This is a genomic window from Bradymonas sediminis (assembly GCF_003258315.1).
Taxonomy (GTDB): Bacteria; Myxococcota_A; Bradymonadia; order Bradymonadales; family Bradymonadaceae; genus Bradymonas; species Bradymonas sediminis.
The window spans coordinates 1,928,345-1,951,640 of record NZ_CP030032.1 but is presented as its reverse complement, the minus strand read 5'-3'; the positions used below and the strand labels follow the sequence as shown (position 1 = coordinate 1,951,640).

Below are 23,296 nucleotides of genomic sequence, written 5' to 3'. Positions count from 1 at the left end.
GTTCCGGGAACAGATCTCTACTGCGTTGACTATTCTTAAAACTCTCAAACGGATGATATGGGCACACCCTAGCAAATCATGGAGACACGCGCCAAGGCCCCGCGACTGCTGTGCATTATTTGCACGACGGTTGACATCATCGCCAAACGCGTAGAATCTCTCCACTCCCAAAAGCCAAATGGATCCCCGTGATCAGCACGTCGCATCCATGGCATTTTCATGAAGTATGACCCTAAAGGTGATTTGATATGCGTCCATTCATTATGATGATCCTCGTCGCTGCCTTCTCCATCGGCAGCATCGCCTGTGAGAAGAAACCTGAGACCGCCGGCGAGAAGATTGAAAACGCCGCCGACGAACTCGGTGAAGGTGTCGACAACGCGGCCGACGAACTCCAGGGCAAGAGCGAGCTTGAGCAGGCCGGAGAAGAGTTGAACGAGGCCGCCGAAGAGACCGGCGATAAGATCGAAGAAGCGGCTGAAGAAGCCGGCGATAAGATCGACGAAGCCACGGAATAACCCTCGGCGAAGACCAGTTCTAAGGTGCCACGGCCGCCCCAGATTCGGCCGTGGCACTTTCTTATGCCCTCTAACTCTTGAGAATGATTATGCCGTCCAACGCTCTGTTCCTGCTGTTCCGCATTGTCGCGTTCATCGAAGGCCTCTCCTGGCTGGTGCTGCTCTTCATCGCGATGCCGCTCAAATATATGGCTGACTCCCCCGAGATGGTCACGATGGTCGGACGGGCCCACGGCGGCCTCTTTGTCGCGTTCGTGATTCTAGGCATCATCGTATCCTATAAATACGAATGGACGCCCAAACTCATGCTCTACGCGTTCCTGGCATCATTGCTCCCCTTCGGCACCTTCTATTTTGACTATTGGCTTCACCGGCCGGCGCAAAAGTGGGCGATTCAGACGGACGGCGCATAAAATAGTTCGGCCAAGTACTGCGCATCGCCGACGACCGGCACCGACACAAAGCACGCCCCCTGCCATGCCTGCGTTCGCCTTGCCTGCGCGGAGGTCACCTCGACCCAGGGGGCGTAGACCCGCATCGCCCTCTTCCCTTCCTTGGCTCCATTGCTAAAGACCCGTTTTCGCGCGAGCAGGGCCTTCCCAAATACAAAGTAGCCCCGGTTTTCGGCGTCTTGTACGGCGACCACGACGATGTCGACCGGGTCGGCGATATCAAAAGGCGCGATAGGGGCTTCGGGCTCCACGCGCTTCCAGATTGTAACGAATTGCCCCGCCTTTCTGGGGGTTGTTTTCGCCTGGCGAAAGAGGCATTTTTTCCCGAAACACTCAAACCTCGCCGCGCTATATTCACGGCTCTCCGCCTCGACTTCAAGCTCTGAAACACCCGACTCACGCATGCGCCCAAGCACATGCCAGACGAAATGTCGAAGCGAATCGGGCACACCCTCGGCGCCCATTTTCTCGCCCCAATTCGCCCCGGAACATTGGCCTTCCTGCTCACAACTCAACAATCTCTCCTGCCGCATCCTCAACAATAAAAAGCCAGCCATCTCCGAAACTTCAGGAGATGGCTGGCTTTCTTAATATCTCTTGCCAAAACCGCGCCGCTCAAACACGCGACACCATTTGGACTTATTCGAAGCCGCGTCCGTCCGGCGCCAGGACACTGATACCCACGAAGGTACCGATGGCCACGACGCTCACGCCCACGATGGTCGACACGGTCTTCCAGGTGCTGAACTCCTGGACTTCAGCGCCCTTGACCTGGTCGAGGTTCATCAACAGGTCGTACTCCGGGGAGACGAGCTGCTGGTCGCTCATCATGAAGTTAAAGGGCGTCACCCGGAAGGTCTCACCGTCGGTGGACACCACGTTGACGGCGTTGGCCGTCGAGACCGGCACGCGCGTGCAGCCAGCGCGCTCAGCCGGCTCGGGCGAACCGGTGGTCGAGGTCGCGTCCGAGGCGGTGTCGCCCTGGGCAACCGGCGCTGCCTCGGCCCACATCGTTCCGTCCATTTCGACGGCGGTATTCGACGCGGTCGTGGTCTCGGCGCAGTCGCCATAGACGACCACGACCTCTTTTTGTTCGACCTGGCTCTCAAGCTTCTGAAGCTCGGGCTTCTGAATAAAATAGGTATTATAACAGGCAATCTGGCTAAACGCCGCCAGGGTTGCCACTGCAATAAGTCGCTTATTTTTCAACTTCATCCAAACTACCTCAATGACACACGGTTGCTACCGCACGATTTATTTTGACCGTCAAACGCGTCGAATCCTAGGGCATCCGTGCCCTATGCGCAACCTCAATTCAACCCATACCTTTGCCGGCGCCCGCGCAGGCATCTGCAGCGCGGGTCTGTATTGACATTAATAGGCAGATGACCGAACTGTTGGCTGCTTCTGCAGGACCCCCAAGCCATCGCGCCTGGCAGGTTGTAGAAAACCCACCGGGCTCATACTACTCAAACACCCAAGTAGCGCCCGACGTGAACGATTCCAACGGCAGTCAACGCACTGCGCCAAGCTTTGTCGATCTCTTTACCCCGAAACTCATAACGGTGCTGCGCGAAGGCTATAGCCTGGCGAAGCTGCGCGGCGATGCCATCGCCGGGCTCACCGTCGCCATCGTCGCGCTGCCGCTGTCGATGGCCATCGCGATTGCCTCGGGCGCCACGCCGGCGCAGGGGCTATATACCGCGATTATCGGCGGCTTTCTCGTCTCCATGCTGTCGGGTTCACGCTATCAGGTCGGCGGGCCGGCCGGGGCGTTTATCGTCCTGGTCGCCTCCACGGTCGCGCTGCACGGCATGGACGGCCTCATCCTCGCCACCCTCCTCTCCGGCATCATGCTGGCGATCGCAGGTTTTTTGCGCTTAGGGGTGTTTATCAAATTTATCCCCTATCCGGTGACCGTCGGGTTTACCGCGGGCATCGCGATCATCATCGGGGCGAGCCAATTGAAGGACTTCTTCGGGCTGACCATCGAAGACGAACCCGGCGCATTCCTGGCCAAAATCGTGGCGCTCTGGGACGTGCGGGCGAGTATGACGTGGGTGTCGTTGGCGCTGGCGTTGGCGGCCCTGGCCATCATCCTGGGGCTTCGCCGCTGGCGTCCTCAATGGCCAGGCATGCTCATCGCCATCGCGGCCGGCGCGCTCGCCGCGGCCTTTCTCGATCTTCCTGTCTCGACCATCGGCACCGAATTCGGCGGCATTCCCTCGGCCCTGCCCGCGCCAAAGATGCCCGCCTTGTCGATGGATAAGGTCATCGCTGTGATGCCCGCTGCGGTGTCTTTCACGATGCTCGGGGCAATCGAATCGCTTCTTTCGGCCGTGGTCGCCGACGGCATGACCGGCCGGCGCCACCGCTCAAATTGCGAGCTCGTCGCCCAGGGCGTCGCGAATATTGGCTCCGCCCTTTTTGGCGGCTTCTGCGTCACCGGCACCATCGCGCGCACGGCGACAAATGTGCGCGCAGGCTCAAACGGGCCGATTTCGGGGATGCTTCACTCGGTTTTTCTGCTGCTCTTTATGCTGCTCGCCGCCCCGCTGGCCGCCTATATCCCGCTGGCCGCCCTGGCCGCGGTGCTGCTGGTGGTGTCGTGGAATATGATCGAGAAATCCGCGATCTCTATCCTGATGCGCTCCGGAAGCGGCGAAGCGGCGGTGCTCGCGGTGACCTTCATCTTGACGGTCTTTAAAGGCCTGACCGAGGCGATTCTGGTCGGTGTCCTGATGGGCGCGCTGCTCTTTATTCGCCGCATGAGCACGATGCTCGAGGTCGAGTCCGACACCCCATTTGTGAGCGCGGATCGCGCCGATGCCGACACCATTACGCCGACCGATGGCGCACCATCCACCGACCCGGCGATCGTCATCTACCGTATCACCGGCGTGCTATTCTTTGGCGCGGCCGCCTCAATCGATAGCATCCTGGACCGCATTCAGGATAAACATCGCGCGTTGATCATCGACTTCAGCGAAGTGCCGCTTTTAGACGCAACCAGCGCCAATATCATCGACGGGCTGGCCGAAAAGGCCCAAAAACGCAAGATTGACTTGTGGTTGACGGGCACGCGCCCCAAAGTCCAGCAAGTCCTCGAGGTGCACGGGCTGCACCCGCCGCTGATGACCTACGCCGACACGGTCGAGGACGCGATCGCGGATTTCCACCAGGGCGCGCCTAAGTAAACGCCCCGCTGCGCCGACCAAGCGCGCGGGGCAGTTGCCGCGCGCGCTAACTTCGCTAAACTCGCGTGGCCAACGGTCTTTGCGGCGAAGTACTTCACGATATATGAGTTGTGCATGAATTTTATGATTGATCGACAACCCGCTTTGCTCGCAAAATCTGCAGCAACCCTCTCGTTTTTCGCCGCGCTATTGCTCGGCGCCCAAGGCGTGGCGGCTCAAGAGAACGCCGACCAGGGCGAACTCTCCAAGCCCATCACCGTCGAGGAATCAAAGCCGCATCAGCCCTTTGATCCCGACCAAGAGATTAAGATCGAGACCGACGCCGAGCTCGGCGCCGAGCGCGATTATAGCAAGCAATATAACGGCTCGTTTTACGAATACTCGGCGCGCGGCGGGCTAAGCCTGTCGAGCAATAGCGAGTATTCGGGCTGGAATATCGACGCGGGCATGCGCCACGCGTTCCCGGCGCTCCTGGGCGACTTTCGGGTGGCCTATCGCTACGACCACCTCACGCCGAATAGAGCCGCCGGCGACAGACGAAATAGCGCCGGGCAACTCACACACTCGCCGCTGATGCAAAACCATAGCGTGGGCGGCTACCTGGGGATTCACCCGGGCTACCTGCTGCTTTTGGGCAATAGCCGCCTCGCCTATACTCTCGCCTCATTGCACGCCGAGATTGGCTTTGGCGCCGAATACTCAATCGTCGAGCCCTCCGAGGCGAAAGGCGGTGAATCACAGGGCAAACTCGCCCCATTTGTCTCGGTCGGGGTTGGTCTTAATATCCCCATCACAAACGCCGACGTCGGCTACGCGCCCTGGATTCATCTTCTGTATCGCTGGCATGTCTCTGACTTTAACGGCGACGTCGAGACCTTCGACGTAAATATGCATATCCTACAGATCGGGCTGGGCTGGCGCGTCAACGGCCTCTTATTCTAAGCCGCCGCGCCATAGGCTCGCCGCGCTCCATTTGAATCCTCGACGAGAACACCATGCCTTCGAATTTCGTGAAAATTCTGCCCATCTGCGCCGCGATGCTCTTGCTGCCGGCGACCGCCTTCGCCCAAACCTCGTCGCTGGACGACGGCCTGGTCGCCGAGGCGCTGCCGGCCGGCTTTTGCCTGACGCAGTCGCCCACCGGTCGCACGCTCTGCGAGCAGGCGGCGAATGAATACGCCCAGGGCCACCATGTTATGGCGGCAGAAAATTGGGAGAAGGCAGCGCAGCTTTTAAGCGAACGCTCCGAGCGCCTTCGCGCACCCGGCGAGGATGCGCAGGTGTGGCCCGGACAGGTCGACCTTTTGGTTCTTGGCGCGAACGCGTGGGAGACCAGCGAAGCCTATAGCCGCGCTGGCCTCGCCTATCTGAAGGCCGCCAAAATCGCCGATAACCTCGCCCCCTATCTTCACTATAAGGCCGCGCAAAACCTCGTTCGTGCGCCAAACCCACCGACCGACATCTTAGCGCGCATCCGCCAGGGCGACGCGCTTAAGCAGGGCTTCGCGGGTTCAGATCTTGTGGAAGCAAAGATCGAAGCGCTGCTTAACGAGGGCCTTCCGGCCGCCGAAACCCTCACCACGGCGCTGACCGGGTCGGCCGCCAGGGAAGCCTGCATGTGGGCGTCGGCCGAGGTCGTGACACACGCCGCCAAGCCGGGTGCTGGCGCGCTACAGGAGTTGGTCTACGGGCATTGCCTGCCCGATGAGGTCGACGCGAAGTTCACTAAACTAAAGCTCGACCCGCCCGCCGCGATGCGCCTGGCCCGAGCCGACCGCTGGTTCGGCGCAGTGCGCTTTAAGAACGCGCTGGCCGAGCTCGAGACCGTGGATCTTGCCAAGCTCGACCCGGTCGCGCGCTGCAAGGCGCAATTTCGCCACGGGCGCACCGTCTACCGGCTCAAGCGGCGCACCGAGGCGATCGGCATCTACGAAAATATCATCAAGACATGCACAGACCCGAAGAACGAAGACGAGCGCATCCGCTCGCTCTACGCCGCCGGCAATATGCAGTTTTGGCGCAGCAAATTCGACACCTCAAAAGATCATTTCGCCACCATCGCCAGCGAATATCCGACCCGCACCCACGCCGACGACGCCCTGCTCTATCTGGCGCGCATCGCCCGCAAACAAAACGATAGCGCGACCGAGAAGAATTACGTCGAGCTCGCCCTGGAGAAATACCCCGACGGCGATATGCTCCACGAGATCGTGTGGGAATACACCGAAGACGCGTTTCGAAAAGGCGAGTATTCGACATTTTTGAAGATGCTCGGGGAGCTGAAGATGCCGGATTTCGATCCGAATTATTTCAGCCAGGGCCGCCTCAAATATTTCAAGGGCCACGCGCACGCACAGCTCGGCGAACGCAACAAGGCCGAGAGCATCTGGCAGGAGACCTGGGCGAGCTATCCCTTTAGTTTTTACGGGTACCTGGCGCGCGAGCGTCTCGTTCAAGCCAAGGCGGTGCCCGCCTCCATCGACGCCGGCGCGAAGATGCAAGTCGTCGACTGGTTCCTCGACCCGCAGTGGGCAAACTCCGCCGGCGCCAAGCTCGCCAACCTCAAGCTGTACGGTATGGCCGCAGACGTCGAGCGCGCGCGCCAAAAGCGCGCGGCGAACACCGCTCAAAAAGAAACCAGCGACACTGATTATTGGCGCCTCGGCCTTTTGGAGCACCTCGCCGGGCGCTACCCGTCGAGCCATAATATCGCGCGCCGAAAGATCGTCGGGCGCCCCTGGGCTGAGCCCGAGACCGGGCGCACCGTGCGCTGGCGCATCGCCTGGCCAAACCCCTTTGGCCGCGACATCCTGCGCGCCATCGTCGCCGAGCGCCGCCAGGCGTCGCCGGGCGTACTGGTCGAACCCGCCCTACCCGCCGCCATCATGCGCGAGGAGTCCAGCTTTATCGAAGATATCGAGTCCTATGCCGGGGCGCTGGGCCTGATGCAGCTCATGCCGCGCACCGCGGGCGCCCACGATGACGACATCCCCGGCGGCTCAAACCTCGAAAACCTCAAGACCTCCTTGGTCAATATCCGCGTCGGCGTCGACCACCTTAACTCCCTGGCCAAGCGCTTCGACAACCAACCCGTGCTCATCGCCGCGGCCTATAACGCCGGCGGCGGCGCGGTCAGCGGCTGGATCAAGCGCAAACGCACCTCCGACATCGCCCTGTGGGTCGAGGACATCCCCTACGACCAGACCCGCAACTATACCAAACGCGTCATCGGCAGCTACGCCGCCTACCAATGGCTACGCGGCATTCGCGAGTTGGACCCGTCGGTGCTCAACGCACCATAAGTCTCGGTGGCGCGAAAACGCTCCGGAGGTGACCAGGCTCGGTCACCTCCGGGGCGTTTTGTTTTTCCCGCACACCTCAAAACAATCAGAAATACTGCCCCCCGCCAAACCCCAACGGATTCGCCGCGACATCGTAGAGCGGGAACGCATAATCAATGCGCACGACGAAGTCCTGGATCTTCGGCACGATGATCCGTATCCCCGTTCCTGCGCTCGCCCCCGACAATTTCGCCAGGTCGCCGACGGACTCGGAGACGCCCGCGGCGTCGACAAAGAAGATGTGTTGGAGCACAAACCAGCGCGTATCGACCGACGGAATCCGAAACTCCACGGAGCTTAGCCAATAATTATTTCCGTTGAATCGGTCCGAGGCGAAGCCGCGAATGGCGTCGAGACCGCCCAAAAAGAAGCGTCGATGCACGGCGTCGGTGGAGGCAAAACCGCCCGCCAATCTGAAGCCAATGGTCGACTTTAGTGGCAGGCTTTTAAAATACCGATAACCGAGCAGCAGATCGCGATAGGCGTCGGTCGAGCCAAGGTGTTCGTTGCCGTGGTTCACGCCGAGGGTGAGCGATTGCCCGTCGACCAGAAAGTTGTTTCGATTGAGCCGACCCACCGTGACGATCGCCCCGACGAGGAGCGCCTGGCTGGAGTCGGGGAGGCCCCGCGCGATCTGTGCCTCGCGCGCCTGCTCACTCAGAAGGTCGAGGGAGAAGTCGTCGTCTTCAAAGCGCAGGCTGACGCTGGTGCGGAACCAATCGCTCCACTCCTTAAGCAGCGAACCAGTCACCGAGAATCGGTTCAGCAGGAATCCGCCGGCGACCGTCCCGTCAGGGTCATAGAGGCGATATACGCGATTGCGACTGCCCAGGCTCAGCGCAGGAATGAGGTCGCGCCCAAGGAGTCGCTGCGGCGAGATCCAGGTGAAAAAGGAGTTGGTATCGCCGAGGCGCTCGTATTGCGCGCCAAGGTTGATATAGCGCCCCAGAAAATTGACGTCGTAGGCTCCGAGGATGAGCCGGTAGGTGCCGCCGCCGCGCGAAAAACTAAAGAGCGGGAGCGCCGTCCATTTTTCGTCGAGTTGAATCGTGAGGCGCGCCGCGGGATGTCCCGCACAGCCGGCAACCGCCGGTGCATCTTGCTCCGCCTGCAGTTCCTCGCGGACAACCTCAAACGTGTCGTATAGCACCTCGCGGAAGACGCCCAGATTTCGAATCTTTTGCACGCCGGCTTCGATCGCCTCGGGCGACGCCGCCTTGCCCACCCGAACGCCCGCGCTGGCCAACTCCCCGTGGAGAATCGCTTGTTTGGTGCGCTCCAGGCCGAGGAAGTCGATTGCTTTGACGCAATAGGTTGGTGCGACGACCTCTTCTATACCCCCAAGCGTTGCCGTGTTCTCCTCGGCCTGAACTACGGGCAGGCTGACCCAGAGCATTATTGCGCTACAAATAAGCGCAGATAACGCACCTCTAGACCGCCCCAATAAACTCCGACCTACGGTTAAACCATCGTCAATCCTCAAGGTCGCCCTCGAGCTTGAATCTTGCGACCTTTCGGATCAGATTGCGCCGACTCACGCCCAGGATGCGCGCGGTCTCGGACTTATTCCACCCGGTCTCGCGCAGAGTCTTGAGCATCATCGCTCGCTCCAGGCGCTCCACCGCATCGGGCATCTGCATGCCGTCGAAGTCACCGAATTCCTCATCGTCCTCGGTGGGCGAAATCCGCTCGGACAAAAGCTGCGCACCGATGACCTCGTCCTCGCCAGATAGGATGACCAGGCGCTCGATCTCATTCTCCAATTCGCGCACATTGCCCGGCCACGCGTGGGCGCGAAGTTGTTGCATCGCTGCCGCGCTCAGGGATTTCTGCGGCCGGTGATGCCGCTTCGACGCGCTGCTCAAGAAGTGGTTGGCCAACACCTCGATATCGCCCTTTCGCGCGCGCAGCGGCGGCGACACCAGGTTGATTACGTTGACCCGAAAGAAGAGATCTTTTCGGAATTTACCCTCGCGCACCAGCGCCTCAAGGTCCTGGTTGGTCGCGCACAAGACCCGCACATTGACCTTTCGCTCCTGACTCCCTCCGACGGGGATGAAGGTGCCCTCCTGCAAAAAGCGCAGCAATTTCACCTGAAGATGCAGCTCCATATCGCCGATCTCGTCGAGAAAGAGCGTCCCCCCGTTGGCCTCCTCGACCAGGCCGTCCCGGTCGCGATGCGCCCCGGAGAACGCGCCGCGCTTATGCCCGAAGAGCTCGCTGGCGATCAGATCACTGGCGACCGCGGCGCAGTTTAGCGCCACGAATGGTCGGTCGCGCCGGGGACTCTCGGCGTGCAGCGCGCGCGCGATCAGCTCCTTACCGGTGCCGTTTTCGCCCTGAATAAGGATCGTTGAGTTGCTGTGCGCGACCATCGATATCGTGTCAAAAAGATGCAGCACCGGCCGACTCGACCCGATCATCCCATAATAATTGGTGCCCGGCACGCGGATCTTGGCCGCAGCGCCATCGCCCTCATCCTCGCCCAGAAGACGTCGCGCGCGGGCGACAAATTGCCCGGCGACACCCCGCATAAACTCACGCTCGCGCCGGTCGAGCCGCGGAATCGTATCCATCATCGCGTCGGTCGCGGCTTCGGTCTCCGGCGCCAACTGGTTGGCTTTGAGCAACGCCCGAATATTGCCGAGCCGCTCGTAGGCGTGCTCGGTGTGAACGTAGCCCGAGATATAGAGGCAGGCGCGCCCGGCGGGCGGCGTGTTTTGGTGGGTCGAGCGAGCGGCCCCGGCGTCCTCGTCGAAGGCGATGACCATCGCGGAGAGCCCGGCGTGGCAGTGGGTAGCGACATCATCGAGCCCCGGCGTTGCCTGCTCATTCCACCGCCGATTCGACCGCGCGCACGTCGAAGTCTTGGGCTCGGCGTCGCCGGACGTCGCGCGCCTTTCGAGCGTGACCGCCTTCGAGCAAAAGCGCACGCAGACGGGGCGATTGAAGGGCTCAACGCCCGCGTCACCGGCCGGATACGTCTTGCCGAAGGCGTCGACGACGCCCACCCACACCCCAAATTGTTCGCGCAATAGAGCCCCCAGGCTTTGGAGCACCGGGTCCGATATCAGGCGGTTCCAATCGATCATGGCAGGAGCTATCAATTTCGGGGAACACAGTGTCAAATCGTCACACCAACTTGATAGCGCGATTTGCCGCAAATGTCATCGCAGATAGCGCCGGATCGCCCGTTTGTGGGCCGCGAAGGTCTTGGTGAAATGGTGCCCGCGACTGCCGTCCCGACGCGCCACGAAGAAGAGATACTTTTTGGCTTCCTCGTCGTGGCTCGGATTGAGCGCCGCGGCGATGCTGACCTTTCCGGGGTTGGCGATTGGCCCGGGCGGCAGCCCCGAGATGACATAGGTCGAGTAGCGGTTCATCGGGTCTTTGCAATATTTGGGGCGCGGGATTTCTTTGTAGGTCTTCTCCCCATAGACGCAGGTCGGGTCGGTCTGCAGGCGCATGCCGCGGTCGATGCGGTTGAGAAACACCCGCGCGATGACGTCGCTCTCGCTGGCGAGGTTCGTCTCGCGCTGAATGAGGCTGGCGAGGGTGATAAAATCGCGCCGGTCAAACTCGTATTGCTCGGTGAGCGCGGCCATCGACTCGGCGTGCTCGGCGCTGAGCGCCTCCCACATCACAACCCAGCGCTGGTGCAGCCGGTCGATGATCTCCTCGGCCGGCGTCCCCTTGCGAAAACGGTAGGTGTCCGGGAAGAGGTAGCCCTCAAAGCTCTCGCCGTCGATGCCGGCGCGCGCCAGCGCCACCTCGTCACGCGCGGCCCTCAGGAATGACGCGCGGTCGACAAGCCCGAGGCGGTCAACGCGGTCGGCCAGGTGGAAGATCGTCAGCCCCTCCGGGAAGGTCACCGTCGTCTCGTCGAAGCGCCCGCCCTCCCGCAGCGCGTCCGCCAATTCGTCCAGGCCAATCGGCCCGCTCAACTCGTAGCTGCCGGCCTTAACCTGCGCCGGAAGTTGGCGGCGGCGCGCCCAGAACTCAAAATAGGTCGGCCGCCGAATCAAATGCTCGGCCTCCAGGATCTGGACCACCCGCGGCCATGCGCTATCCGGTGGAATGACCAGAGTTTTGGTCGCCCCCTCGGCGAGCACCGGCTTCTGAATATAGGATTGGTAGTGCGCATAAACCGCGCCCAGCACGATGATCACCAGGCCGAGGATGACCGCGCAGACGCGCAGCGCGATCATCGCGCGGTCGCGCCCGGCGGGCTGGGCCAGGCGAGGATTGAGCTTATTTTTTTTGGATTTTGCCATCGCCAACTGGTTCTAGAGGTTCGCGCGTGTCAAACCTTCAAAGCGAATCGATATAACCCTGAAGAATGTGAGTCGCGGCGATCTGGTCGACGACCTTTTTTCGCCGGCTTCGCGAGACATCCGCGCCGATCAAAAAGCTCTCGGCCGCCGTCGTGGTCATGCGCTCATCCCAGCGTATCACCTCGGGCAGATTGGCGTCATCGCCCTTCTCCGCGGCGATGGCCGGCATCAAGCGGTCGATGAAGCGCTGGACCTTTTGGACCGCGCGCCCTTCTTCGCCCTCGAGGGTCAGCGGCCACCCCACGACGATGGTCTGGCAGCCCTGCTCGGCCACCAGACCCGCGATATATTGCGCAGCGCGCGCGCCGCGCCCGGCCTCGACCGTCTCGGCCGGAATCGCGATGCGCGTGGCCCCGTCTGCCCGGGCCACGCCGATGCGCCTGTCGCCGATATCCAACCCCAGAAACGGCCCTGCTGATTTGTTGGACGCGTTCTCTTCGTCGGAACTCATCGTCTGCCTCTCTTCAAAGGTTGGAATCGGCGCGCCGAATTATTTCTTCGGCACTTCGATGACTTCCATGCCGTACATATAGGGCTGGAGCGCCTTGGGAATGCGGACCGAGCCGTCCTCATTCTGGTAATTCTCAAGGATCGGAATCAGAATGCGCGGGCTCGCCGCCAGGGTGTTATTGAGGGTGTAGGCGTATTTAATGGTGCCGTCCTCGTCGCGGTAGCGGATGCCCGCGCGGCGCGCCTGGTAGTCATAGAGGCTTGAGCAGGAGTGGGTCTCCGAGTAGCGATTTCGCGACGGCATCCAGGTCTCAAGCTCATGCTTGAGCACCTGGCCGAGCCCGATCTCACCGGTGCACGCAGCCGCCACGCGGTGCGGCAGCTCGAGCATCTGCATCAGACGCTCCGAGTTGCCCATGAGCATATCATGGACCTCGCGCGACTTCTCTTTGTCGGCCGGGATAATCGCGACCTGCTCGACCTTGGTGAATTGGTGGACGCGGTAGATGCCGCGGGTGTCGGCGCCGGCGCTGCCAGCCTCGCGGCGGAAGCATGGCGAATACCCGCTATAGAGCTTCGGAAGATCGCTGAGCTCGAGGATCTCATCTGCGTGCACGTTCACCAGGTAGACCTCGCTGGTGCCGACCAGCCATTTGTCGTCGCGCTCAAGGTGGTAGGTATCTTCACGCCCGTAGGGGAAGAAGCCCGACCCGGTCATCGCGCTCTCGTTGACCATCACCGGTCCGATGACCGGCGTGAAGCCCGCCTCGACCATCAGGTCCATGGCCAGTCGCATCACGGCCATCTCGAGCATGGCGCCAGCGCCCTTGAGCAGATAGGAGCGCGCGCCCGCAAATTTGATCGCGCGTTTTTTGTCGATGATATCGAGCAGCTCGCCGAGCTCCTCGTGGTCGCGCGGCTCGAAGTCGAATTGGGTCGGCTCGAGGTATTTGCGCAGCTCGACGTTATCGTCGTCGGTCTTTCCGATCGGCACTTCGTCCAGCGCCACGTTCGGAATCAACAGCAGCTTCTTGTCATACTCTTCTTTGACCGCGTTGAGGGTCTCGTCGAGCTCCTGGAGCCGGTCCTTGAGCTCGCGGCCCTCGGCGATCAGCGCCGGACGCTCTTCGTTGGAGGCCTTCGGAATCGCGGAGGCGACTTCGTTGCGACGCGCGCGCACCGCTTCGTTCTCCTGGATCAGCTCACGACGGCGGTCGTCGAGCTCAAGCAAACGGGGGATATCGACGTCAAAGCACTTATCTTGAGCGCCCTTTTGGACTTTGTCGGCGTTTTCGCGAATAAAATTGATATCCAGCATTTCAAAGGCTCCGAGGTAATTTGGGTTCCCGAGATCATCATCGGCAGGTGGGGCGAACCAGATCGCCCCCAAAGGACACAGCATGGGGTCTTAGCAAGAGGTAAAAAACATGGCAATCCACCCGCACATGAAAAGCGCTTCTTTTATGCTATATAATTCGGACTTCGGGCCGCGATTCCGAGCGTTCACCACCCGACGCGCACGCGCCGGCCCACAACCTCAACCCAAACGCCGATGCCTCGACCATGACCCAGCCGAAGACCCACAACTCGAATATCGAGCGCGCGCGCCAGACGCTCAAAGACGCGGTCGCCGTGCGCCGCGCAGACATCGGCGACACCCGCGTCGCCTCGGCCATCCAGGCCATCGCGTGGCAAAATGGCGAACTGCTGCTCGATGAGGCGCTGGGGCATCGATATCTTCCCGCGACCGGCGGCACAATAGATACGCGGATGAATTTCGACACGCCGATGGATATCGCGAGCCTGACCAAGCCCCTGGTCACCGCGACCCTGTTGATGCAGGCGGTCGACGCAGGGCTGGCCGCGTTTGATGATCCCATCTCACGCCACCTGCCCGAATGGGCGCACGTGGCCGAGCCCTCGGAGCATGACGCTGCTCGCGAAGCCGCGACACTCTTGCACCTGCTAAGCCACTCATCGGGGCTTCCGGCCTGGGACCGATTTTATCTTCGCTTTCCGCTCGACCCGACCCCGGAGGTCGCCCAAAACACCCGCGCCACCATCATGGCGAGCATCGCCAACACGCCGCTCGAAGCCGCCCCGGGCACCCGTCATTGCTATTCGGACCTCGGCTATCTATTGCTCGGCCATATCCTCGAGAAGATCTTCGGCCAGCGCCTTCATGCCCTGGCGAATACGCGCATTTTTGCGCCCCTGGGTATGACGCATACGCGCTATATTTCTCTCGAAGACGGCGACCGCCCCCTGCAAAACGCAGCGGCCACCGAGGACTGCGCGCTGCGCGAGCGCCTGGTCATCGGCACGGTGCACGACGAGAATACCGAGATCATTGGCGGCGTCGCGGGTCACGCCGGCGTCTTTAGCACCGCGCGCGACCTGCTCAAATTCTGCCGGCATCTGCTCGAAATCGACCAGGGAATCACTGACGTCCCCGGAATCATCGGGCGCGAAACCCTGCGTTTTTGTCTCTCGGAGCGAGCACGCAGCGCCGGCGCGACCGCCACCCCCGGCCACCACCTGGGCGGCTGGGATACGCCGAGCGGCGAGAAGACCAGCGCCGGCGAGGGCTTTCGGCGCGGAAATACGGTCGGCCACCTGGGCTTTACGGGCACCTCAATCTGGATCGAGCGCGACCTCGGTCTCATCGCCATCTTGCTCACCAATCGGGTCTATCCCAGCCGCGAAAACCCGCGCATCAAAGCCTTGCGCGTCGGGTTTCACGAGGCCATCTTGCCGGGTTGAATATACGTTGCGCACTTGACGCTTAATGCCGCGCACGACTATCTCTTCGGCGTATGTATGCAGGCGCGTCGTTTTGAATTTGTTGCGCTAAAATATCACCCACTCCATCATCAAAAGTGTTCGGGAGCGCTCCATGGCTAAATATTCGCTCGAACAACGCTGCGCCGAGGCCCTGGCTCGCCAGGCCGGCAAAATGATCTTGCGCGCGAGCCGCGGCGAAATCGAGGTCTTCGCCAAAAATGGCGCCGATGTCGTGACCGAAATCGACCGCGCCGTTGAGGTCTTTATCACCGGTGAGTTGAAGACCATCTTTCCCGCCGACGAGATCCTCGGCGAGGAATTTGGGGGTGTTGAAGGACTCTCGAAGGGGCGACGCTGGTTGGTCGACCCGATCGACGGCACCCTGAACTTCACCTGCGGAGTGCCGATGTCGTGTGTGTCCATCGCGCTGCAAGAAAACGGCGAGACCCAGGCCGGCGTCGTCTACGACCCCTATCGCGATGAGTTATTCAGCGCACAGCGCGGCGCGGGCGCGCTGCTCAACGGGCAGACGATGCAGGTCAGCCGGCGCACGCGCATCGACGACTCGGTGCTGGTCACCGGCTTTCGCCCCAAGACTCCCGAGGGCATGTCCGATAACCTCGATAATTTCGTGCGCCTCAGCCGAGAAGCACGCGCGGTGCGCCGCTTTGGCTCCGCCGCCCTGGACCTCGCCTATGTCGCCGCCGGACGCCTCGACGGCTTTTGGGAGTTCGGCCTGAGCCCCTGGGATACCGGGGCGGGCTATCTTCTGGTTGAAGAGGCCGGCGGGCGCGTCAGCGAGATCAAGCTGGAGCCGTATACCGCGTTCGAGCCGACCATTTTGGCCACCAACGCACATATCCACGAATCTATGAGCAAGCGATTAAATATATGAGCCATTCTGCAGGCGATTCGAAGACAATCATTCGCACCACCGCTTCCCTCTGCGCGCTCGCCCTGGCCTGCGCGGCTTTGAGCGTCTCGGGCTGCGCGGACGACCGCGAAGTCGGCAATCAGGACGCCCGCATCGTGCTCGTGGGCGGTCTTAGCAACGCCGACGACCGCTGCGACTTTCGCACTACGACGTCGCAGGCGCTCTCCGAAGACGTGCTCGAAGCTGACTCCGGAGAGGTCGACGCCGGTGAGCCCGGCGACGCGGGTGACTCGCTAGACGCGGGCGCTTCGGACGCCGGCGCCGATGCTGGCGATGACGCCGGCAACGACGAGCCCACACAGTCGGGTCGCGCAGAGCTCGAGCGCGACGGCGACAGCCTCGCCATCCCCTATCTGATCATCGACCGCGAGGGGGATACTCAATCCATCAAAGTCGAGATCTGCGGCTGGGATGGAAGCGCCGCGACCGACTGCGGCGTCGCGATCGCCGGCATCGGCGGCGGGGGCGCCAGCGGCATCTCCACCACCCCTGGAGGCCAATGTGTGCTCCACGTCTTTAATTGGAACGTCGGATGTGGCAGATTCACAGGGGTCGACGGCGAGGGAGCCAAACCCGTGCGGACAACGGTGGGGGTCGACGATGAAATTATCGCCCGCATCTCCGTGAACGGCTCAAAGGAAACCCCGGGCCAGTCAGCCCCTTTCAATTTGAAGGCGCTTGGCTTTGATGCCCTTCCCAACTGCGAATGATTCGCGATGAAGTGTCCAAATTGCACACTTGAGATCCCAGATGACGCGCATTTTTGCGCGTTCTGCGGAGATCCGATTCGCCGCTGCGCGCCCTGCGATCTGGCCTTCGGCAAGGACGTCGCGTTTTGCGGTGGTTGCGGAAGCGGATTAGCCACCAAGGTTGAGCCGATCTTTGAGCGCTCCAACGCCGTCTTCCAGACCTCCCCCGGGCGCCCTGGGCGCAGCCCGGAAGAAGGCAACCCGACGTTTATGTTGCCGGCCAAGCCCGAGGTCACCGATGACACGCTTTTTGGCTATCTCTACGACCCCGAATCGCCCTCGCGTCGCTTCGGCTTGCACCAGGGCGATAATACCCTTGGCGCCGGCCACAATAATGATATCGTCATCGAGCGCGCCGCGATTTCTTGGAATCACGCCCTGGTCATCTGCCGAAACGCGAAGGTTTTTCTGCAGGACTCGGCGAGCACCAACGGCACTTTCGTGAATCACACCCGCATTGACCGACCGCACCAACTGCAAAACGGTGACTCGGTGCGCTTCGGCAATGTCGAGTTTCATGTCTGGCTAAAGGCCCGCTTTCGCTGAGAGCAAAATCGCGTCAACCGCTAAACTTATACACTCCATTTTCTTTAACTTTATCATACCCTTACCTCATACGAACGAATTATGACTGAATGGCAAAACCGTGAACTCGCCAGCGCCCAAGAACTCGCCAAACGCGGGAGCGAAGCGCTTCGACAAGGAAATACTGCCGCGGCTGAGCAGGTATTCGGCGAGGTCGAAGCATTGCTCGACATGTCGCCCGACGCCGTGCGCACCGAAGAAGAGCAAGAAGGCGCGCTGCGATTGCGCGCGCAGCTCTATAACGAGCTCGGCGTGCTTAATCAGCGCAAGAATGACGTCGCCAAATCGCGCGAATACCACGAGCGCTCGATTGAGATCTGCGAGCAACTGCGCGAAGCCGGCGTCGAATTCCGCGCCAACTCCGCCGCGACCCACCTCAACCTCTCCAGCGTGCTCGCCGCCGCCGACGAGATCGAGGAGGCGCTTGAGCTGGGACGCAAATCCGTCGCCCTCATCGAAGAGCTGCGCGGCGAAGGCGAGAAGACCATCGACGCCCTGGCGCTCGGTGCGTACCAGAATATGTCGCTGCTTTACGCGCGCGGCGAAGACTTCGAAGCCTCGGCCGCGCAGATGGAGAAGTCCATCGACCTGGTCAACGAACTCGCCGAAGGCGGCGAGCAGCGCGGCCTTCCGCAGGCTGCCCAGACCGCACAGCGCCTCAGCGTGATGCAATTCGAAGCCGGTCAGCACGAGCTGGCGCTTGAGTGGGGAAAGAAGGCCGAGAAGCTGGCCGAAGCCGCCTACGAGGGACTCGGCAAAGACGTCCTCCCCATCTATGTCGTCAGCCAGATCAACCTGATCTCGTACAACGAGCAGCTTGGCTACTTCGCCGACGCCGAAGACGCGCTCTGGAAAGGCCTCGAGGTCAGCTCGAACCACGTCGATATCCTGCGCCGCGGCCTCGGATTCTACGACAGCGTGCGCAAGCAGGCTGACGAGCGCCTCGCCGAAGGCAACCTTCCGCGCGAAGAGGTCGAAGAGGGACGCAACGACCTGCTCGCCATCATCGAGAAGATGGGCGGCTTGCCCGAGCCCGCACCCGCTCCGGCCGCAAACTAAGCACAAAAAAGCCACCCTGGGCAAATTTGCCTGAGGGTGGCGCCTTTAAGGCCCGTCGCGCCGGCATTGATGCCGCGCGACGGGCCTTTTTTGATCATTTATTCGGCCGAGGCATCCGCCGCAGCCTCGCCGGCGTCCGGCGCGCTCTTTGCGCTGCCTGCGTCGCTTGACGGCTGCGCTTCATCGGCCGCCTCGCGCCTTCTCTGCTCTTCCTCCAGCCGATCTTCTTCGGCTTCCTGTGCTGCTTCGATGGCCTGGGCTTCTTCGGCCTCGTGGGCGGTCCGTGCCTTCCAATCATTGCATTCGTATTGGCCGATGCCGAATAGAACACCCAGGACGACCACCATCAAAATATGACTCTTTTTAACCTCAAAATCTTCTACTGCCATGCGCGTATTCCCTGCGAAATGCTCAGATAGCGGGCGGCGAGGCCCAGGTTTAGGACTCGCTACACTTGCCGGCTTTGATGTCGGCCTTGTGCTGGCGCGCCTGACCCACCCATTTGGAGCTAGCGTATTCATCGACCAACAGATCGAACCAGGCCCCTGCCTGCTTGCAGCGCCCCATCTTCATCAGCGCGACCCCGATATGATAGGAGGCGTCCGCAACCCGCGCGGAGCGCTCGTGATTCTTGACGACTTTTTGGAATTCGAAGACCGAGGTCACCCACTGGCTCTCGCGATAATAGCTCATGCCAAGCAGATATTGGGCGTCGGCGGCGTGTTTGCCCGAGGCGTAGGACTTCAGATATTGCTCGAAGGCGTTGCGCGCGTCGCGAAACCGATTCGCGTCGTAGGCCTTCTGGCCATGCTGAAAGAGCGGCTCGGCCTCGGTCGGCAAGCTCGAGCCTGCGCCGCCGTCTTCAAAGCGAATATCGACGTCCTCTTTGAAGAGCTCCAGATCTTGCTCAAGCCGTTTAATCTTGAACTCAAGCTCCTCAATCGTGCCGTTAAGCTTGCTGAGGTCCTGGCGGTTATTCTGAACTTCGACGCCAAGGTCGGCGTTATTTCGCTGCAAGAGCGCCCGCGCCTCGCCCAGAATCTCCTTGAGCTCGCTGACGTCTTTGCGGGCCGAGGCGATCATCTCGGTCATGCGCTCTCGCTCAGCGCCAAAGCTCTCTTTGCTGGCCTGCTGCTCGGCCTGAATGGCCGCGATATCCTCGCGCATCTCATCGCCGGTCCACATCGGCACACAGCCCGACAGCACCAGCGAAACCGTGAGCAAAATCAGCGATCCATACCGTGATGCGACACTTTTGTTTTTCATCATCTTCGCCTGAACGCGACATTTAATTGGGGATGGAAAGAAGCATTGCACTAATATACGCGCAAAAAAGCCCGGCGCAGAAGATTGCGCCGGGCCCGGTGTTAGCGCGAAAACGCCTTATCCGTCAAACTTATCGCACGTTGAACTCAACGCGGCGGTTCTGCTGGTGGCAGCTCTCTGCGCCCTGCTCGCCGCACTGGCGCACGAGACGCTGGTCACCGTAGGAGATGGTGTCCACGGAGTTGCTGTTGACCCCGAGGCGCTTCAGATAGGCTTTGACGCTGTTGGCGCGACGCTCGCCCAGGGCGATATTATACTCGGTGGTGCCACGCTCGTCGGCGTTCCCGACGACTTCGACCGAGAGGTTCTCGTCTTTGATGCACTGCGCGTTGGCGTTGAGGGTGTTGCGCTCGTTCGATTTGATCGCCGAGGCGTCATAGTCGAAATAAACGGTCTCCAACTGGCAGGTCGCCACGGGAGCCGCGACACACTGACCGTTGTCGCAGTTCTGGCCGTCGGCGCAGTCGCCGTTGCTGGAGCATTCCGGCTTGGCGACGCAGTTTCCGCCGTCACAGATCTGGTCTCCCGAGCACTCGTCGTTGGACAGACACTCCGAACCACAGCGGTTATCGCGGCATTTTTGGTTGCCGGGGCAATCGCTCACCGAGGCGCAATATCCGATGATCTGCTCGCAGACACCGGCGTTACATTCCAGCGACGGATCACCGCAGCTCTCGTCGGTGCGGCACTGCTGGCACAGGCCGTTGACGCAATAAAGTCGGTCTTCCGATTGTCCTTGCTCACTGTCGATGCAATGGTCATCGGTTTCACATTTAGGATAATCCGGGCCGCAACCGATCTGAAGGAAAAGAAGTGCGGTCAGAAGGAGGAAGCCATATTTCAACACGGATTGTTTCAATTTCATCACTAGTCTCGCCTCTATAAAGAAACTTAAAAAAAACCAACTAAATCGGACGTTTGACGGGATGGACGTTAGTTTAACGGATTGCATAACGTCAAGGCATCGTCCATTTGTGGCGGCGAACTATGATGCATAAAAGTTGGGGATGCAATCTAAATCAAAAATGGCGTTGCACAAAGTGTTGCCCTCACCTAGAACCCAGAGCCTTTGAGGCGGCGAAGTTTCGCGTCTCGCGACATTCGCCCGCGCCGACACCACGACTCACGTGGTAAAACTCAGAACAAAAGCTGGTAAGATATATGAGCGCCTTCGGCATCAATATAAAGCGGTCCCGACAAATCGTCGCGCTCGCAGCCCCGATCATGATCGCGATGCTCACCCAGACCGGCGTCAACGTCATTGACACCGTCTTCGTGGGTAATCTTGACCCGAGCTATTCGATTCCCGGCCAGGCAGCCCTCGGGTTTAGCCTCCCCATCTTCTGGTGTATCGGCGGTTTCTTGGCCGCCATTGGCGTGGGAACCCAGGCCATGGTCGCCCGGCGTGCCGGCGAGAATCGCCCCGAACAAGTCGGCACGGTGCTGGCAAATGGCGTCATTTTAGCGATCGTTTCATCCCTGCTCTTCACCGTCATTGGCTGGTACACAGTCCCCTCACTCTTCGCGTTTCTCACCTCCAACGAGTCGGTGCTCGCCCTGGGCATTCCCTACGCCCAGATTCGAATCCTGGGCATCGTCGGCATGGTCGTCACCACAACTTATAAGGGAATGTTCGACGGCCTTGGGCGCACGCGCGTGCATATGTACGCCTGCCTGATCATGAACGCGGTCAATATTGGCCTGAACTTTATCTTCGTCTACGGCGCGGGCCCCGTCCCCGCGATGTATGTCACCGGCGCGGCCATCTCGAGTGTGCTGGCCACCGGCGTCGGCCTGGCTATCATGATCGGCTGGACCTTCCACGGCGAATTCCGCGGCAAATTCCGCGCCTACCGCCTCTCCAACTTCCGCCCGTCGCTTATCTGGCAGTTGCTCAAGCTCAGCCTCCCCAGCGGCATCGCCCAGATCTTCGTGATGCTCGGCGTCATGATGTTCCTCAAAATCATCGCCCTGCTCGACGAGCGCGCGGTGATGGAGGCGCTCAACCACAGCACATTCTACGCCGGCGAGGTCGGGCAAGTCGCCGCTTCGGTGCATAATTCGATCACGCACTCGAGCAATTATGCCGGGCGCATCTTCTCGGTGAATTGGGCGAACCCGCTGCTTGGAAGCCGCCCTCCCATCTACTCCACCGCGGCGAAGCTTATTATCGACCTGTTGAGCATCGGGTTCGTGACCTGCATCGCCTTCGGCCAGGCCACCGCGACGCTGGTGTCGAAGTCGATGGGCAAGCGAGACTTCGACGAGGCCGAAGCCTACGGGTGGGACTCGGTGAAGTTGGGCATGTATTTCTTCGGGGCGCTCGGGGCCATCATCCTCATCTTCCCCGAGGCGCTGCTTGGCCTTCTGAGCAACGACCCGATCGTCATCGAAGCGGCGGTCCCCGGCATGCGCATCATGGCCTCGCTCGAGATGTTCATCGCGATGGCGCTTATCCTGATGCAAGCGCTCTTTGGCGCGGGCAATACAAAATTCGTCATGGTCGCCGAGCTCGTGCTCCACGCCGTGTGTCTGGTCCCGCTCGCCTACCTCTTCTCGGTGGTCTTGGACCTCGGGTTTATCGGCGTCTGGCTGTCGGCCACCGCATATGTGGTGCTATTGGGAGTGGCGATGGCCTGGAAATTCTGGGAAGCTAAGTGGAAGAAAATCGTCGTCTAATTGGGACTATCTTTCATGAGTTTATTGCGCGCGATGTCGGCTAACCCCTCGAAGCAATCCCAGCGCTCGCTGCGCGGAGGGTTAGCCCTCATCGCGTTGCTGAGCCTTGCCGGCGCGTGTGTCCCGATCGAGCCGGAAGCGCTCGTTGACTCCGAGGGCGAGCCGATCGAAGTGCCCGGGCCGGCCGACCGCTGGCTTCAAGTCGTGGGCACCTCTCCAGATTATGGAACCGTAGACGCGCGCCCCACCTTCGCCTTCACCTTCAATGACTATCTGGATGAGGACTCTTTCAAGTCCTATAACTTCGCGACGCTCAGCTCCGGGGGGATTCGGACCGGCGGGCGCGCCTTCTATCGCATGAGCGATAAGACGGTGGTCTGGCGGCCAAATTCGACCCTTGAGCGCGGGCTTATCTACCGACTAACGATCAACGATTCACTCAAGAGCGCGACCGGCGCGCCGTTTTTGCAACGGGCGGGCGGCGACGCCGATAAGCGGGTGTTCGTCCCGGCGAGCGACCATGCCTCGGAGGTCGATGCGGAGCAGACGCGCGCGCTGCCAGACGCCGAGTGGCCGGCGGTCAACGCCATCTTTGACGCCTCCTGCGCGAGCTGCCATCGCGACCCCGCCTGGCGCCTAAACCCGCTCACCTACGAGTCCCTTCGCGGCGCAAGCTCCACGCAGACCGACCTCTACCTGGTCCAGCCGGGCAACCCCGCCGGGTCCTATCTGATGCGAAAGATTCTTTGGGATTATCCGGACCTGAAGTACACGCCGCAACCGCCGCCCTGGTCCGCGGACGCCGAGCAACTCTCACGCGAAGATTTGCTCACAATCGAAGGATGGATCGCCCGAGGCGCGCGGCGCTGAGCACGCCTCGGACGCAGC

The 23,296-nt window shown here is 61.0% G+C and carries 22 protein-coding genes; 12 read left to right on the top strand and 10 right to left on the bottom strand.

The annotated features are described in order from the left end of the window. The first annotated feature begins 248 nt into the window (after positions 1-248). On the top strand, positions 249-518 hold the full coding sequence (locus DN745_RS07315) for a hypothetical protein (RefSeq protein WP_133622074.1): 270 nt from the start codon (positions 249-251) through the stop codon (positions 516-518). A gap of 89 nt (positions 519-607) precedes the next feature. Further along, positions 608-931 (top strand): DUF3817 domain-containing protein, encoded by a 324-nt coding sequence (locus DN745_RS07310; RefSeq protein WP_204355108.1) that lies wholly within the window; start codon positions 608-610, stop codon positions 929-931. Here the strand turns inward: DN745_RS07310 and DN745_RS07305 are convergent. Beyond that, on the bottom strand, positions 913-1,485 hold the full coding sequence (locus DN745_RS07305) for a MepB family protein (protein ID WP_204355107.1): 573 nt from the start codon (positions 1,483-1,485) through the stop codon (positions 913-915). The two genes, DN745_RS07310 and DN745_RS07305, sit on opposite strands and share 19 nt — an antisense overlap. 124 nt (positions 1,486-1,609) lie before the next feature. Next, positions 1,610-2,185 carry a hypothetical protein gene (locus tag DN745_RS07300; RefSeq protein ID WP_111333429.1) on the bottom strand — a complete coding sequence of 192 codons (576 nt, stop codon included), beginning with the start codon at positions 2,183-2,185 and terminating at the stop codon, positions 1,610-1,612. Between the two features lie 278 nt (positions 2,186-2,463). Here DN745_RS07300 and DN745_RS07295 point away from each other — a divergent pair, with 278 nt between their 5' ends. From DN745_RS07295 to DN745_RS07285, 3 genes are all read left to right on the top strand, one after another. After that, positions 2,464-4,167 carry a SulP family inorganic anion transporter gene (locus DN745_RS07295; RefSeq protein ID WP_204355106.1) on the top strand — a complete coding sequence of 568 codons (1,704 nt, stop codon included), beginning with the start codon at positions 2,464-2,466 and terminating at the stop codon, positions 4,165-4,167. 114 nt (positions 4,168-4,281) lie between these two features. Continuing rightward, the gene (locus DN745_RS07290) at positions 4,282-5,109 is read left to right on the top strand and encodes a hypothetical protein (RefSeq protein ID WP_111333426.1); all 828 of its coding nucleotides are present in this window, start codon (positions 4,282-4,284) and stop codon (positions 5,107-5,109) included. Between the two features lie 53 nt (positions 5,110-5,162). Beyond that, the gene (locus tag DN745_RS07285; protein ID WP_111333424.1) at positions 5,163-7,469 is read left to right on the top strand and encodes a transglycosylase SLT domain-containing protein; all 2,307 of its coding nucleotides are present in this window, start codon (positions 5,163-5,165) and stop codon (positions 7,467-7,469) included. A gap of 85 nt (positions 7,470-7,554) precedes the next feature. Here DN745_RS07285 and DN745_RS07280 read toward each other — a convergent pair whose 3' ends face one another. The 5 genes from DN745_RS07280 to serS form a co-directional block, all read right to left on the bottom strand. Beyond that, on the bottom strand, positions 7,555-8,904 hold the full coding sequence (locus DN745_RS07280; RefSeq protein WP_111333422.1) for a BamA/TamA family outer membrane protein: 1,350 nt from the start codon (positions 8,902-8,904) through the stop codon (positions 7,555-7,557). Positions 8,905-8,980: 76 nt separating this feature from the next. Further along, entirely contained in the window at positions 8,981-10,600 is a 1,620-nt protein-coding gene (locus DN745_RS07275; RefSeq protein ID WP_111333420.1) for a sigma-54 interaction domain-containing protein, read from the bottom strand. Positions 10,601-10,675: 75 nt separating this feature from the next. Next, positions 10,676-11,782 (bottom strand): endolytic transglycosylase MltG, encoded by a 1,107-nt coding sequence (gene mltG / locus DN745_RS07270; protein WP_111333418.1) that lies wholly within the window; start codon positions 11,780-11,782, stop codon positions 10,676-10,678. Positions 11,783-11,819: 37 nt separating this feature from the next. Beyond that, the gene (ruvX, locus tag DN745_RS07265) at positions 11,820-12,293 is read right to left on the bottom strand and encodes a Holliday junction resolvase RuvX (RefSeq protein ID WP_111333416.1); all 474 of its coding nucleotides are present in this window, start codon (positions 12,291-12,293) and stop codon (positions 11,820-11,822) included. 39 nt (positions 12,294-12,332) lie between these two features. Next, entirely contained in the window at positions 12,333-13,610 is a 1,278-nt protein-coding gene (gene serS, locus DN745_RS07260) for a serine--tRNA ligase (protein WP_111333414.1), read from the bottom strand. 245 nt (positions 13,611-13,855) lie between these two features. On the opposite strand from serS, the gene DN745_RS07255 reads away from it, so the two are divergent. From DN745_RS07255 to DN745_RS07235, 5 genes are all read left to right on the top strand, one after another. After that, on the top strand, positions 13,856-15,055 hold the full coding sequence (locus DN745_RS07255) for a serine hydrolase domain-containing protein (RefSeq protein ID WP_111333413.1): 1,200 nt from the start codon (positions 13,856-13,858) through the stop codon (positions 15,053-15,055). Positions 15,056-15,188: 133 nt separating this feature from the next. After that, a complete protein-coding gene (locus DN745_RS07250) occupies positions 15,189-15,971 on the top strand; it encodes an inositol monophosphatase family protein (protein ID WP_111333411.1) in 783 nt (260 codons plus the stop codon). Then, entirely contained in the window at positions 15,968-16,720 is a 753-nt protein-coding gene (locus DN745_RS07245; RefSeq protein ID WP_111333409.1) for a hypothetical protein, read from the top strand. Before DN745_RS07250 ends, DN745_RS07245 begins: the two co-directional genes overlap by 4 nt. A 6-nt stretch (positions 16,721-16,726) precedes the next feature. Then, positions 16,727-17,305 carry an FHA domain-containing protein gene (locus tag DN745_RS07240; protein WP_111333407.1) on the top strand — a complete coding sequence of 193 codons (579 nt, stop codon included), beginning with the start codon at positions 16,727-16,729 and terminating at the stop codon, positions 17,303-17,305. An 81-nt stretch (positions 17,306-17,386) separates the two neighbouring features. Beyond that, the gene (locus tag DN745_RS07235; protein WP_111333405.1) at positions 17,387-18,403 is read left to right on the top strand and encodes a DUF6483 family protein; all 1,017 of its coding nucleotides are present in this window, start codon (positions 17,387-17,389) and stop codon (positions 18,401-18,403) included. 98 nt (positions 18,404-18,501) lie between these two features. Here the strand turns inward: DN745_RS07235 and DN745_RS07230 are convergent, their stop codons facing one another. The 3 genes from DN745_RS07230 to DN745_RS07220 form a co-directional block, all read right to left on the bottom strand. After that, positions 18,502-18,792 carry a hypothetical protein gene (locus tag DN745_RS07230; protein WP_111333403.1) on the bottom strand — a complete coding sequence of 97 codons (291 nt, stop codon included), beginning with the start codon at positions 18,790-18,792 and terminating at the stop codon, positions 18,502-18,504. Positions 18,793-18,841: 49 nt separating this feature from the next. After that, positions 18,842-19,627 carry a tetratricopeptide repeat protein gene (locus DN745_RS07225; protein ID WP_162687527.1) on the bottom strand — a complete coding sequence of 262 codons (786 nt, stop codon included), beginning with the start codon at positions 19,625-19,627 and terminating at the stop codon, positions 18,842-18,844. Between the two features lie 172 nt (positions 19,628-19,799). Next, complete coding sequence (locus DN745_RS07220) at positions 19,800-20,594, bottom strand: OmpA family protein (protein ID WP_162687526.1); 795 nt, start codon at positions 20,592-20,594, stop codon at positions 19,800-19,802. A gap of 359 nt (positions 20,595-20,953) precedes the next feature. Between DN745_RS07220 and DN745_RS07215 the strand changes: the two genes are divergently transcribed. Both DN745_RS07215 and DN745_RS07210 read left to right on the top strand, forming a co-directional pair. After that, a complete protein-coding gene (locus DN745_RS07215) occupies positions 20,954-22,408 on the top strand; it encodes an MATE family efflux transporter (RefSeq protein ID WP_162687525.1) in 1,455 nt (484 codons plus the stop codon). 15 nt (positions 22,409-22,423) lie between these two features. Continuing rightward, the gene (locus DN745_RS07210; protein WP_111333395.1) at positions 22,424-23,278 is read left to right on the top strand and encodes an Ig-like domain-containing domain; all 855 of its coding nucleotides are present in this window, start codon (positions 22,424-22,426) and stop codon (positions 23,276-23,278) included. The last annotated feature ends 18 nt before the right edge of the window (positions 23,279-23,296 follow it).

Coding starts and splice junctions, on each gene's coding strand:
- DN745_RS07315 (WP_133622074.1), top strand. CDS start 249: ATGCGTCCATTCATTATGATGATCCTCGTCGCTGCCTTCTCCATCGGC.
- DN745_RS07310 (WP_204355108.1), top strand. CDS start 608: ATGCCGTCCAACGCTCTGTTCCTGCTGTTCCGCATTGTCGCGTTCATC.
- DN745_RS07300 (WP_111333429.1), bottom strand. CDS start 2,185: ATGAAGTTGAAAAATAAGCGACTTATTGCAGTGGCAACCCTGGCGGCG.
- DN745_RS07290 (WP_111333426.1), top strand. CDS start 4,282: ATGAATTTTATGATTGATCGACAACCCGCTTTGCTCGCAAAATCTGCA.
- DN745_RS07285 (WP_111333424.1), top strand. CDS start 5,163: ATGCCTTCGAATTTCGTGAAAATTCTGCCCATCTGCGCCGCGATGCTC.
- DN745_RS07280 (WP_111333422.1), bottom strand. CDS start 8,904: ATGCTCTGGGTCAGCCTGCCCGTAGTTCAGGCCGAGGAGAACACGGCA.
- DN745_RS07275 (WP_111333420.1), bottom strand. CDS start 10,600: ATGATCGATTGGAACCGCCTGATATCGGACCCGGTGCTCCAAAGCCTG.
- mltG (WP_111333418.1), bottom strand. CDS start 11,782: ATGGCAAAATCCAAAAAAAATAAGCTCAATCCTCGCCTGGCCCAGCCC.
- ruvX (WP_111333416.1), bottom strand. CDS start 12,293: ATGAGTTCCGACGAAGAGAACGCGTCCAACAAATCAGCAGGGCCGTTT.
- serS (WP_111333414.1), bottom strand. CDS start 13,610: ATGCTGGATATCAATTTTATTCGCGAAAACGCCGACAAAGTCCAAAAG.
- DN745_RS07255 (WP_111333413.1), top strand. CDS start 13,856: ATGACCCAGCCGAAGACCCACAACTCGAATATCGAGCGCGCGCGCCAG.
- DN745_RS07250 (WP_111333411.1), top strand. CDS start 15,189: ATGGCTAAATATTCGCTCGAACAACGCTGCGCCGAGGCCCTGGCTCGC.
- DN745_RS07245 (WP_111333409.1), top strand. CDS start 15,968: ATGAGCCATTCTGCAGGCGATTCGAAGACAATCATTCGCACCACCGCT.
- DN745_RS07240 (WP_111333407.1), top strand. CDS start 16,727: ATGAAGTGTCCAAATTGCACACTTGAGATCCCAGATGACGCGCATTTT.
- DN745_RS07235 (WP_111333405.1), top strand. CDS start 17,387: ATGACTGAATGGCAAAACCGTGAACTCGCCAGCGCCCAAGAACTCGCC.
- DN745_RS07230 (WP_111333403.1), bottom strand. CDS start 18,792: ATGGCAGTAGAAGATTTTGAGGTTAAAAAGAGTCATATTTTGATGGTG.
- DN745_RS07220 (WP_162687526.1), bottom strand. CDS start 20,594: ATGAAATTGAAACAATCCGTGTTGAAATATGGCTTCCTCCTTCTGACC.
- DN745_RS07215 (WP_162687525.1), top strand. CDS start 20,954: ATGATCGCGATGCTCACCCAGACCGGCGTCAACGTCATTGACACCGTC.
- DN745_RS07210 (WP_111333395.1), top strand. CDS start 22,424: ATGAGTTTATTGCGCGCGATGTCGGCTAACCCCTCGAAGCAATCCCAG.